This window comes from Pseudonocardia nematodicida, assembly GCF_040105385.1.
Taxonomy (GTDB): domain Bacteria; phylum Actinomycetota; class Actinomycetes; order Mycobacteriales; family Pseudonocardiaceae; genus Pseudonocardia; species Pseudonocardia nematodicida.
The window spans coordinates 511,591-523,009 of the sequence record NZ_JBEDNQ010000002.1; the positions used below are offsets into that span (position 1 = coordinate 511,591).

An 11,419-nucleotide genomic window follows, 5' to 3' on the forward strand; every position below is an offset into this window, starting at 1 on the left:
TCGCCCACCGTGGCCGAGCAGATCGCGCTGGACGCCCTCGACGTCGACCTGCTCGGCGCCGTCGCCGACCATCCGCGGGCCGGGGTGCTGGAGCTCTCCCGCCGGCTGCGGGTCGCCCGGGGCACGGTGCAGGCGCGGCTGGACCGGCTGGAGCGGGCCGGCGTCGTCACCGGCTACGGCCCGGACGTCGACCTCCCGGCGGCCGGCTTCGGGGTGCAGGCGTTCGTGACCCTGGAGATCGCCCAGGGCGAGCTCGACGACGTCGCCGAGGCGCTGGCCGCGCTGCCGGCGGTCATCGAGGCGTACGCGACGACCGGGTCGTCGGACGTGCTGTGCCGGCTGGCCGCGTCGTCGCACGAGGACCTGCAGGCGACCCTGCTCGCGCTCGGACGCTCCCCGCTGGTGGCCCGCTCGACCAGCGTCGTCGTGCTGTCCACCCTGGTCGCGCCGCGGTGGCGTCCGCTGCTGGCGGACCGCCGGCGGGAGACACCGAGCCGGGCACCGGCCTACCGGGACTGACCGGCACGACTCACCGCAGGTGGTGCGCCCTCCGGTGCGCGCCCAGCAGGTCGAGCCCGAAGTCCCGCGACGGGTCCCGCCAGACCGAGTGCGCGTGGTTCGCGTCGCGCTGGGTGTTGTCCCACTCGATCAGCAGTTCCGGGCCCTGCAGGCGGTAGTAGTGCCCGGCACCGGGCTCGGTGGGCCCGGCCCAGGCCAGGTGGACGGCGTCGAGCGCGGCATCGTCGTCGTAGCGGGCGATCGGCGAGAGCGCGTCCGGGACCCGCCGCAGGTAGCTGCCGAGCAGGGCGCGCAGCAGCTCGCGCTGCCCGGTGTCCAGATCGGACCCCGGCACACCCCGCGGACGGTGGCTGAGCAGCACGGCGTCCTTCTCGGTGCCGGTGAACCCGGCCTGCTCCTCGATGCCGTCGCTCGTCGCCTCGAGCGCCGCCTGTTGCTCGTCGCTCGAGAACCTCCCCCGCCAGATCCCGTCGAGCGGGACCCAGCTGTCCCCCTCCGCCGGATCGGTGCGGTTGCCGGCGATCAGGTCCGGGGGTGCCTTGCCGAGCAGCACCGCCCGGTCGCGCAGCTCGGCGGGCAGCGAGCGGACGAGCTCACGGGCCAGGTCCTCGGCCCGGCCCAGCGGGCGCAGCGTGGCGTCCCCCAGCAGCTCGGAGGTGGCCGGGTCGGCGCCGAGGAAGGACGGCGTCGTCGCGACCACCTCGCCGTCGAGGACCAGCACGTTGACCGACACGTGGTGCCCGCCGAACCGCCAGCCCCAGGTCCCCGACCCCGGGTCGCCGAACACCCGCAGGTAGTACATCTGCGGGTCCCTGCCCCGGGTGCGGTCGAACATCACCGCGAAGCCCTCGGTGTGGTCGAGGACGTTCTCCAGGCCCATCACGGTCGCGACCGTGACGTAGCCGGCCCGGGACAGGCCGGTCGAGAGCAGCCGCATCGCGGCCCGCTGCTGCGGCGGCAACTGCTCGTGGAAGGACAGTCCACCGTGGTCGGTCGGGGTGTAGAACCAGCGGCGGCGTTCGGCGTCGGTGCCGGCGTCGGCCGCCGGGACGTGCCCGGTGGCGGTCTCCAGCTGGCCGGCGGTCAGCGTGTCGAGCCAGGCGGCGGCCGCCTCGGCCATCGCGTTCGCGGTCTCCCGGGAGTCCACCATGGTGCAGAAGGGTAGGTCAGCGGTGCGCGAAGGCCACGTGCTCGCCGAGCGAGTCCAGCCCGAAGTCCGACTCCGGGTCCCGCCACACCGAGTGCGCGTGGTTCGCGTCGGACTGGGTGTTGTCCCACTCGATCAGCAGCCGCGGGCCCTGCAGCCGGTAGTAGTGCGGGGCACCGGGTTCGGTCGACCCGGCCCAGGCCAGGTGCACCTCGTCGAGGGCGGCGTCGTCGTCGTAGCGGGCCGACGGCGACACCCCGGCGGGGACGCGGTCCAGGTAGGCGGACAGCAGCAGCCGCAGCCGCTCGCGTCCGGCGTCGTCGAGTGCGCTGGCCGGGACGCCCTGCGGGGTCGCGGTCAGCGCGACGGCGTCGGCGACCGGACCCTCGGCCGGGGGCCGCTGCTCGGCGGTGCTCTCCCGCCGGCCGGGCACCGGGATCGGCCGGTCGCCGGGGGCCACCAGCGTCCGGTTCGAGGTCACCAGGTCCGACGGTGCCCGTTCCAGCAGCACGGCACGCTCGGCCAGCTCCGCGGGCAGCCCCCGGACGATGTCGCGGGCGAGGTCCTCGGCGGTGCCGAGCGGGCGTTGCACACCACCACCGAGCAGCGGGGACGTCGCCGGGTTGGCGCCGAGGAAACACGGCGTCGTCGCGACCACCTCGCCGTCGACGACGAGATTGTTCAGCGACACGTGGTGCCCGCCGAACCGCCAGCCCCAGACCCGCGATCCGGGGTCGCCGAACACCCGCAGGTGGTAGAGCCCCGGGTCGCGGAACCGCTCCCGGTACGGCCGCGAGCCGAAGCCCTCGGCCAGGTCGAGCACGTTCTCCAGCCCCATGATCCCGGCGACGGTGACGTAGCCGGCGGTGGACAGCCCGCTCGCGACCAGCCGCATGGCGCGCTGCTGCTGGGCCGGGGCCTGGTCGTGCAGCGTCAGCCCGCCGTGGTCGGTCGGGGTGTAGAACCAGCGCCGCCGCTCGGCGTCGGTCGCGGTGTCGGCGCCGGGACCGGCGGCGTGCGCGGTGCCGAGCAGGTCCGGGCCCAGGGCACCCAGCCAGTCCGTCGCGGCCTCGGCCATCGCCCCGGCCGCCGTGGCGCGCCCCGCCCCCACCTCCGTCGTCACCCGCCCGACGGTAGTCGCCCGTTCGGCGTCAGCGGTCGAGCAGGGCGGCGATCTCTGCGACTCTGGCGCGATGGGACGGCGGGGGGCCGTGCGGTACGCGGTGGCGACGGCGGTGGCCGGGATGCTGTGCGCCTGCGGCCCCCCGGCACCGGTGCCCGCCCCGGGACCGCCCGCCGGTGAGGCGACCGCCGCACCCGAGCCTCCCCCGCCGCCGCCGGTCGCCGAGGCCGACCGCACCGCGGGCCTGCGCGGGCACGACGTCCCGCAGTCCGGCGCCGGGGAGACCGTGCCGGTGCCCGAGCCCGAGCAGGCCCCCACGCCACCGGACCGGGAGCGCACGGTGCCGATGCGGGTCGAGATCGAGCAGGGGATCGACGTCGACGGAGCGGCCTTCGCGAGCTACGTCGCCGCCGTGCTGAACGACCCACGGTCCTGGGGCGGCGACGGCTCGATGGGGTTCGTCCACACCGAGGGGCCCGCGCCGCTGCAGGTCCTGCTGGTCACACCGGCGCTGGCGGACGAGCTGTGCGCCCCGCTGGACACGGCGGGGAGGCTGTCCTGCCGCAACGGTGAGAAGGTCGTGGTCAACCTGGAGCGCTGGGTGACCGGCACCCCGGACTACGCCGACGACCTCACCGGCTACCGGCGCTACCTGGTCAACCACGAGGTCGGGCACTGGCTGGGGCACCGCCACGAGCCCTGCCCCGGACCGGGTGAGCCGGCGCCGGTGATGCAGCAGCAGACCCTCGGTCTGGACGGGTGCACGCCGTACTCCTGGCCACGCTGACCGTTCACCCGAAATGGGTACGATCGCCCGCATGCCCGAACCGCAGAGTCACCGCGAGAGCGGTCAGCACGTCATCGAGCACGCTCTCGACCTGCTCACCGCGGCCGACCGGGCGAAGGACTACCCCGAGGCGACCGACGGGCACACCGCCGCGACCGCCTACGCCGTCAGCGCGCTGTACCAGGAGATGCGGCACGGCGACGACCAGATCACCGCGCTGATCGGTGCGGTGCGCGACCAGACCGTGGTGCTCGAGCAGATCCGGGACGCGCTGCGCGGCGGGGCCTGAGCCGGTACAGGACCTGACCCGGTACATCGCCCGACCCGGTAATCGGCTGGGTGCCGGCCTCCCGGCTCTGCCAGCATGCCCGGCCATGGAGAACCGCCCGGCCGGCTTCACCGACGACGACCTGCGCGCCGGCCTGCGCCGGCACCACGGCATCGAGGCCTCCGCCCTGCGGTACCGCGCCGTCGGCTTCGGCGACTACCACTGGGAGGCGACCGGCACCGACGGCCGGCAGTGGTTCGTGAAGGTGTCCGACCTCGCGGACAAACCGCAGTGCGGCGACACCCCGGCGACGGCGCTGGCCGGCTACCGGGCCGCGCTGCGGACCGCGACCGAGCTGCGCGACGCCGGCGGGCTGGAGTTCGTCGTCGCGCCGCGGCCGTCGCTCGACGGGGAACCGGTCGCCGACCTGGACGGGCGCTGGGCGCTCACCGTGTTCGACCGGATCGACGCCGCGACGTTCGACTTCTACACGGAACTGCCGGCCACCGACCGCGACGACGTGCTCACCCTGCTCGCCCGGCTGCACGAGGCGCCCCCGCCCGCGTCGACGCCGTCGCACTCGCCCGAGGTCGGAGACCGCAAGGAGATCGAGGACGCGCTGGCCGAGCTCGGCACCCCGTGGACCGCCGGACGGTTCTCCGAACCGGCCCGGGAGGCGCTGACCACCTACGTGGCGGCCGTCCGCGCCCGGCTGGCGGAGGCCGACGAGCTCATCGGCCGGGTGCACGCGGCCGGGCGGCCCCGGGTCGTCACGCACGGGGAGCCGCACCCGGGGAACCTGCTGCGCCGCGACGACGGGTTCGCGCTGGTCGACTGGGACACCGTCGGGCTCGGCGTGCCCGAACGGGACCTGGCGGTGGTCGGCAGCGACCCGGACGTGGTCGAGGGCTACGCCGGACTCACCGGCGTCGTACCCGACCCGGCCGCGCTGCGGCTCTACCGGCTGCGCTGGCGGCTGACCGACCTCGGGGAGTTCCTGCTCTGGTTCCGCGGCCCGCACGCCGACGACGGCGACAGCGTCACCGCCTGGGACGGGCTCCGGCAGACCCTCGCCGACCTGGAGGACTTCCCGGGCTGAGTTGCGATCTACCCCCGGTAGAAGGACCATCGGCGGTGCAACCTGCAACGTTGCACCGTGAGGGGGCAGGATGAGTCCGGCCACGAACTCCACCCCGGGCCATCGACCGGGGCGCCTCGCCGGTGCGCTGGACGAGCTCGACCAGCGCGTCCACCCCGCGGCCGGGCTGCGCAAGCAGTTCAACAAGGTCTTCCCGACGCACTGGTCGTTCATGCTGGGCGAGGTCGCCCTGTACAGCTTCATCATCCTGCTGCTGTCGGGGACCTACCTGGCGCTGTTCTTCGACCCGTCGATGGCCGAGGTCGTCTACAACGGGCCGTACGACCCGCTGCGGGGCGTGTCGATGTCCCGGGCGTACGAGTCCGCGCTGCAGATCTCGTTCGAGGTCCGCGGCGGGCTGTTCATGCGGCAACTGCACCACTGGTCGGCGCTGCTGTTCATGGCCGCGATGGTCGTGCACATGTTCCGGGTGTTCTTCACCGGGGCCTTCCGCAAGCCGCGGGAGACGAACTGGCTGATCGGGATCGCGCTGATCCTGCTCGGGACGTTCGAGGGGTTCAGCGGCTACTCGCTGCCCGACGACCTGCTCTCCGGCGTGGGGCTCCGCATCGCCTCGGGCATCACGATGTCCGTGCCGATCATGGGCACCTGGGTGCAGTGGGCGCTGTTCGGCGGCGAGTTCCCCGGGACGGAGATCATCCCGCGGTTCTACATCATCCACGTGCTGATCCTGCCCGGGCTGATCCTGGCGCTGATCGCCGTGCACCTCGGGCTGGTCTGGTACCAGAAGCACACCCAGTTCCCGGCGGCCGGCCGGACCGAGCGCAACGTCGTCGGGGTGCGGATCATGCCGCAGTTCGCGGCGAAGGGCGGCGCGTTCTTCGCCGTCGTCGCCGGTGTGCTGGCGGTGATCTCGGGGCTGTTCCAGATCAACCCGATCTGGCACCTCGGCCCCTACGACGCCTCCCAGGTCTCGGCCGGCTCCCAGCCGGACTTCTACATGATGTGGTCCGACGGCATGGCGCGGATCTTCCCGCCGTGGGAGTTCTACCTGTTCGGCACCTACACGATCCCCTCGCCGTTCCTGCCGACGGCGGCCTTCCTGCTGGTGCTGTTCGTGCTGGCCGCGTCGTACCCGTCCATCGAGCGACGGTTCACCGGGGACGACGCACTGCACAACCTGCTCCAGCGGCCCCGCGACGTGCCCGTCCGGACCAGCTTCGGCGCGATGGCGATCGCCTTCTACCTGGTCCTGGTGATCTCGAGCTTCAACGACTGGGTCGCCTACTTCTTCCACGTCTCGCTCAACGCCACCACCTGGGCCGGACGCCTGCTGCTGCTCCTGCTGCCGCCGATCGTCTACTTCGTGGCCTACCGCTGGTGCCTGAGCCTGCAGAAGTCGGACCGTGCGGTGCTGGAGCACGGCATGGAGACCGGCATCATCCGGCGGCTGCCGCACGGCGAGTTCATCGAGGTGCACCAGCCGCTGGCCGGGATCGACGAGCACGGCCACGCCATCCCGCTGGAGTACCAGGGCACCTCGGTGCCGAAGCGGATGAACCAGCTGGGGCTGGCCGGCACGTCGGTGCCGGGGTCGCTGTTCCGCCCGGACCCGGCCGAGGAGACCCGGGCGCTGGACGAGGCGCGGCACGAGGCGTACGACCAGGAGCTCGCCGAGAGCGAGGAGCGGCACGCCGCGCCCCGGGAGCTGGCCGGTCGGCCCGACGACGGCGGGCGGCCGCAGCAGCCCTGACGGTGACGCGGCGGCCCGACACTTGATCGAGCTACTCCGGACGGGTCCACTGTGCGCGCGCCGGTGACGTCAGGTTCATACACGACCGTAAAGTGCGCGACGACGTTCGCCGACGTCACGCTCACGAGTCGTGGAGTTGCCCGCTGTCATGCACGTCGAGAAGACCGAGCGCCAGATCAGCGAGTTGATGTCTCAGATCTCGGCTGGGGAAATCCGGCTGCCCGAACTCCAGCGGGACTATGTCTGGAAGCCACCGCACGTGGCGAAGCTCGTCGACTCGCTCTACCGCGGGTACCCGCTGGGTTCACTGCTGTTCTGGCAGACCGACAGCGATCCCGCGCGCCGGAGCATGGCGGTGAAGGCACCTCAACATGCTGCGATGCGCGCCCCGCTGTATCTGCTCGACGGCCAGCAACGCCTAACGTCCCTACACCGGGTGTTCACCGACCAGCGGGACGCACAGGTCGTCTTCCACGTCGGCGAGCAGCGATTTCAGAACCAGTCCGCAACCACGCGTGCTGATGCTCGCTGGGTGAAGGTCTACGACCTCGTCAGCCCCGACTCGAGCATGCTCGGCATCCTGAGAGGGCTGCTGGACGCCGGCCTTGAGCTCGACGAGCGTGAGATCGAGCGACGCATCACCCGGGTCCGCAATCTCGGTGAGCGCTCGTTCCATCTGGAGATCCTCAAGGACTTTCCCTACGAAGAGATCGCCGAGATCTTCGTCCGGGTCAATAGCGCCGGGCGGCGCCTGAACACCCTGGACCTCGCGACCGCCACGTTGTCGTCGCGGCGGCGGGGCACACTGCGTCAGTTGGAGGCGGAGGCCGACCGCTGGCGGGAGATGGGGTTCGGCGGGATCGACGTGAACTTCCTTTCCCGGGCCTTTACCGGAGCTGTACTGGGCCGGGGACTGTCGGCCTGGTCGCACGGCAAGCTCGCAGGGGCGACCGATGCCCAGCTCGACGACGGGTGGGAGACCGTCCGGACCGGATTGGCCCGGCTCATCCCGTTACTGCGCGACACGCTCGGGGTGACCCGCTCGGACGTGCTGCCTTCGATGATCGCTCTGATACCGCTGGTCGTACTGCTCGGCGAGCGGCCTGCGGACCGCCTCGACGAGCAGACCACGGACGGCATCCTCTACTGGCTGTTGGTCGCGATGGCGACCTCGCGCTACAGCGGTTCGACCGACACCCTGCTCGGACGCGACATCCAGGCGGCACGCGAAGCCGATCCGGTCCGGGCACTACTCGGCCGGCTCCTAATACACCAGGGGCGCCCTCGCGTGACCGCCGAGACACTGAGCGGCCGGACCAAGGATGGTCGGCACGCTTTCCTCGCCCTGCTGGCGGTACGCCGTCGGGGAGCCCGCGACTGGTGGCACGGGACCGAGCTGTTGTCGCCGAACCTGCCGCACGCCATGGCCCAGCACCGACTTCATCCCACCCGGGCCCTGGCCTCACGGCACCGACCGCTGGCCGCAGAGCTCGCCAATCACGTCTTCGTCTCCATGGAATCGGCGGCAGCGCTCTCCGCCGCCGCCTCCACCGCCGATCATCTTGCCGAGCTGGGCACCCCAGCCCTCTCGGCACACTGCATCCCGACCGACCCGGAACTGCACGGACCGGAGCGGGTCGAGGACTTCCTCGCCGCCCGCCGGGCCGAGCTCGCGGGGGCGATCAACGACCTTCTCGACCACTTCGAACCGGAATGGGTGGGACGGTTCCCCGATGCGGGAGGTTCCGGTGGCCCCACGCTGACGGCGGTCCACTACGGCAGTGCGTGGGATCCCGGTGTGCTGCGGTTCGTGGCGGCCGGTCCCGGACTCGAGTGGAGCGGCGTGACCGACGCCGGCGAGCTCGACGCCGCGATCTCGGCCGTCGTGGACACGCGGGTGGCCAGCGACATCGAGATCGCCGGCCAGAGCGTCCCGGTCGACGTGGCCGTCGAGGGCGACGCCGTCACCGTCGCCATCGGACCCTACGACGTGACCGGTCCCGCCGATCTGTGGCGCCGGGTACTGGAGGACCGGCGCCGGAGCGCCCGAGCTCCGGGCCGGATGCCCGACACGGTGCACACGCCGTGGAACGGTGAGCGTGCGCCGCTCGACCTGGCGGTGTGCCGGTGAGCGCCCCGCACGAGCCCACCGCGTGGGCGCTCCGTGCCGGGGCCGGCGACGCCTTCTTCACCGCCGAGATGCGCCGTGGTCTCGTCGGTCTGGGCTGGCGGCGGATCGGCGACCTCGGCGAGGTGAGCGGGGAGAAGGAGATCCGCGCCGTTGTCGACCGTGTATACCCCGACCAGTCTCCCCGTACCCGCAAGGCGACGGCTGTACAGCTACGCGCGTTCCGCGACCTGGTACGCCCCGGTGACGTGATCGCCCTGCACCGCGAATAGTCGCAGGACATCGCGATCGGAGTCGTCACCGGCGATTACCGGCACGAGGCCGGCGCGGGTCCGGGTACTCCACCACATTCCCGGACCGTCCAGTGGCTGTCGGGAGGGGTCCCACGGCGCGCGGTCGACGACGACCTGCTCCCCATGCCTGCGTTCTCGGTGATCGCGAAGATCGGCGCGCCTGGATCCGCCGACCGCCTGCGGGAGATCGGTCGGGCTCCCGCCACACGCCGTGAGCCGGACAACGTCGCCCATGCGTTCGCCACGACCGGCGATGGGCCGGCCGACAACCTCCGTCGCAACCTCGAGTACGCGCGCAGTCTCGCCGAAGCGGGAAACCTTCTGAACAGGCTGCAGGCCGGCTCGTTCGATCCCGACGACATGTTCCGCGCGGCGTGGACGCAGGCCGTCACCGCCCTGGACTGGTGGGTGGCCCAGGAGGTCCGGGCCCGCATCTTGGACCTCGTCGCAGAGGACGGCACGGCAGTGCCGGACCGATTGCGCAGGAAGGAGATACCGTTCGCCGTCCTCGACGACGTGCGGTCCGGAACCCGGTCGGTGGCTGAGGCCGTCGCGGAGCACTTCCTGGACGGCAAGTTCAGCCGGCAGTCCTACCAGGGGCACGAGGCGATCGGTGAGGGCTTCGGCCTCGTGCTGCCCTCCACGACGAAGCTGTGGCCGAGTGTGGTCAAGGTTCTCAACGAGCAGGCACCGGGGGGCACGGACTCCACCCTCGCGAGCGTGAAGGACCGGCTGACGGAGGTCGCGCAGCGCCGCCACAAGATCGTCCACGAGTACGACAGTGCCCCGGACCAGCCCAGCGGGCGGAACCCGATCAACTATAAGGAAACTCTCGACGCGATCCAGTGGATCGATACGCTGACCAGCGCGATCAACGAGGTGATCACCCGATCCTGACGGCGGTCAGGCCCAGGAGTCCCCCGCCATCGCAGCGACCCGATGACGGTGCCCCGCCGTACCCTCGGCGATATTGCGGAGGATCTGCTCCTTGGTGCGGCCGGAGCTCGACACCCGCGGCCCGATCGCCGTCGCGATCCGGCGTAGCACCGGCACGGTGAATTTGCGGCCGACGAGGTGGTCGTACACCTGATCGGCGGTGTCGAGGGCCTCGATCGCCGCGAGCTCGACCGGGAGGTCCAGTTCCGGCGTCGGCTTCGACCGGGCCCCGGTCTGCCGCGTCCGGCCGGACGCCACGACCTTGTCGCCTGACTGGAAGACCAGCCGGCCGCGGCCTTCGACGAGATCGACGAGCTGCTCCACGGTCAGCGCGGCCAGCAGTTCCGACGCCTTCTTCAGGGCGGAGGAGGCCAGGAGTACGGGGGACGTCACGGGACCAGGTTCTCCAGTCGTTCGGTGAGCTCGGTGACGATCTCACGGAGTTCACGGGTCTGCGCACGGCCGAGCCCACCGAGGACCACGGGAACCCCGTGGTTCGGAGCTGGGCCGTACACCGACTTGCTGTCACTCATCATGCTCTCGAAGGCGGGCAGGTTTGGTGTCACCACCTGGGCCATGTACGGACGCTGGTCGGCGATCGGCCGTCCCCCGTACATCTGCACCATGGTGAACACGATGGACGGCGCCGGGCGACGTACCGGAGACAGCTTCCCGCGGTGGCTGTTGAAGGTGGCGACGAAATCGACGATCTTCTTTCCGAGGGACTGGATCCCGTTGGTCGACAGGTAGTCGGGCCGGGTCGGGATCAGCAGCAGATCGCACGCGGCGACGGCGGACCGTCCGAGCGCGTCGAACCCCGGCGAGCAATCGAGCAGAACGATGTCGTATTCCGCCATCGCCGGCATCGACAGACCGTGCCGCAACCGGTCGTGGACCTCGGCGAACGTCGACGGGTCAGCCGCTGTGCGCGCGATTGCCCGTTCGTTGAACTGATCGAGATCATTATCGGCAACGATCATGTCGAGGTACCCGGACGAGAAGCCGAGGCGATCGTTGACCCGCGGCGGACTGGAGATAAGGGGCTTCATGTCGTCCAGGCCGCTGTCGGGGACGAGCCAGTCCTTGATCGTGCGGCCGGCAAGAACCGACCACTCCTCACTGGTGAAGAACGAGAGGCTCAGGCTGGCCTGGGGGTCGAGGTCGATCAGGAGGACCTTCTTACCGCGTGCAGCCAGACCTGCCCCGAGATTCGCCGTCAAGGTGGTCTTTCCGACGCCCCCCTTGTGGTTGAGCACCGAGACGATCTGCACTGCTGCTCCTCCAGGGTACGGACGGGGCGGTGCCACGATGATCTCCGCCGTGCGGATCACCGCGGCACCGCTGACCGAGGGACTGCGCGAACCGA

General features: G+C 71.5%; 12 protein-coding genes. 8 read left to right on the forward strand and 4 right to left on the reverse strand.

The window, feature by feature from the left end:
- The first annotated feature begins 9 nt into the window (after positions 1–9).
- A complete protein-coding gene (locus tag WIS52_RS06655) occupies positions 10–519 on the forward strand; it encodes an Lrp/AsnC family transcriptional regulator (protein ID WP_379611531.1) in 510 nt (169 codons plus the stop codon).
- A 10-nt stretch (positions 520–529) separates the two neighbouring features.
- Here WIS52_RS06655 and WIS52_RS06660 read toward each other — a convergent pair whose 3' ends face one another.
- On the reverse strand, positions 530–1,669 hold the full coding sequence (locus WIS52_RS06660; RefSeq protein WP_349297229.1) for a DUF3500 domain-containing protein: 1,140 nt from the start codon (positions 1,667–1,669) through the stop codon (positions 530–532).
- Between the two features lie 16 nt (positions 1,670–1,685).
- Positions 1,686–2,789 (reverse strand): DUF3500 domain-containing protein, encoded by a 1,104-nt coding sequence (locus WIS52_RS06665; protein WP_349297230.1) that lies wholly within the window; start codon positions 2,787–2,789, stop codon positions 1,686–1,688.
- 70 nt (positions 2,790–2,859) lie between these two features.
- Between WIS52_RS06665 and WIS52_RS06670 the strand changes: the two genes are divergently transcribed.
- The 7 genes from WIS52_RS06670 to WIS52_RS06700 all read left to right on the forward strand — a co-directional run bounded on the left by WIS52_RS06670 (position 2,860) and on the right by WIS52_RS06700 (position 10,014).
- Positions 2,860–3,576: a DUF3152 domain-containing protein gene (locus WIS52_RS06670; RefSeq protein WP_349297231.1), complete on the forward strand. Its 717-nt coding sequence runs from the start codon at positions 2,860–2,862 to the stop codon at positions 3,574–3,576.
- 31 nt (positions 3,577–3,607) lie between these two features.
- Positions 3,608–3,865, forward strand: a complete 258-nt coding sequence (locus WIS52_RS06675) for a hypothetical protein (protein ID WP_349297232.1) — start codon at positions 3,608–3,610, stop codon at positions 3,863–3,865.
- An 85-nt stretch (positions 3,866–3,950) separates the two neighbouring features.
- Positions 3,951–4,943: a phosphotransferase family protein gene (locus WIS52_RS06680; RefSeq protein ID WP_349297233.1), complete on the forward strand. Its 993-nt coding sequence runs from the start codon at positions 3,951–3,953 to the stop codon at positions 4,941–4,943.
- Between the two features lie 70 nt (positions 4,944–5,013).
- The gene (gene qcrB / locus WIS52_RS06685) at positions 5,014–6,696 is read left to right on the forward strand and encodes a cytochrome bc1 complex cytochrome b subunit (RefSeq protein WP_349297234.1); all 1,683 of its coding nucleotides are present in this window, start codon (positions 5,014–5,016) and stop codon (positions 6,694–6,696) included.
- A 130-nt stretch (positions 6,697–6,826) separates the two neighbouring features.
- On the forward strand, positions 6,827–8,827 hold the full coding sequence (locus tag WIS52_RS06690; protein WP_349297235.1) for a DUF262 domain-containing protein: 2,001 nt from the start codon (positions 6,827–6,829) through the stop codon (positions 8,825–8,827).
- Complete coding sequence (locus WIS52_RS06695; RefSeq protein ID WP_349297236.1) at positions 8,824–9,096, forward strand: hypothetical protein; 273 nt, start codon at positions 8,824–8,826, stop codon at positions 9,094–9,096. The genes WIS52_RS06690 and WIS52_RS06695 overlap by 4 nt, the downstream gene beginning before the upstream one ends.
- A 144-nt stretch (positions 9,097–9,240) precedes the next feature.
- Positions 9,241–10,014, forward strand: a complete 774-nt coding sequence (locus WIS52_RS06700; protein WP_349297237.1) for a hypothetical protein — start codon at positions 9,241–9,243, stop codon at positions 10,012–10,014.
- Positions 10,015–10,020: 6 nt separating this feature from the next.
- On the opposite strand, the gene WIS52_RS06705 is transcribed toward WIS52_RS06700, so the two are convergent.
- Together WIS52_RS06705 and WIS52_RS06710 are read right to left on the reverse strand one after the other, a co-directional pair.
- Positions 10,021–10,446 carry a hypothetical protein gene (locus tag WIS52_RS06705; protein WP_349297238.1) on the reverse strand — a complete coding sequence of 142 codons (426 nt, stop codon included), beginning with the start codon at positions 10,444–10,446 and terminating at the stop codon, positions 10,021–10,023.
- Entirely contained in the window at positions 10,443–11,324 is an 882-nt protein-coding gene (locus tag WIS52_RS06710) for a ParA family protein (RefSeq protein ID WP_349297239.1), read from the reverse strand. Before WIS52_RS06710 ends, WIS52_RS06705 begins: the two co-directional genes overlap by 4 nt.
- Positions 11,325–11,419 lie beyond the last annotated feature (95 nt).

Coding starts and splice junctions, on each gene's coding strand:
- WIS52_RS06675 (WP_349297232.1), top strand. CDS start 3,608: ATGCCCGAACCGCAGAGTCACCGCGAGAGCGGTCAGCACGTCATCGAG.
- WIS52_RS06680 (WP_349297233.1), top strand. CDS start 3,951: ATGGAGAACCGCCCGGCCGGCTTCACCGACGACGACCTGCGCGCCGGC.
- WIS52_RS06670 (WP_349297231.1), top strand. CDS start 2,860: ATGGGACGGCGGGGGGCCGTGCGGTACGCGGTGGCGACGGCGGTGGCC.
- WIS52_RS06660 (WP_349297229.1), bottom strand. CDS start 1,669: ATGGTGGACTCCCGGGAGACCGCGAACGCGATGGCCGAGGCGGCCGCC.
- WIS52_RS06700 (WP_349297237.1), top strand. CDS start 9,241: ATGCCTGCGTTCTCGGTGATCGCGAAGATCGGCGCGCCTGGATCCGCC.
- qcrB (WP_349297234.1), top strand. CDS start 5,014: ATGAGTCCGGCCACGAACTCCACCCCGGGCCATCGACCGGGGCGCCTC.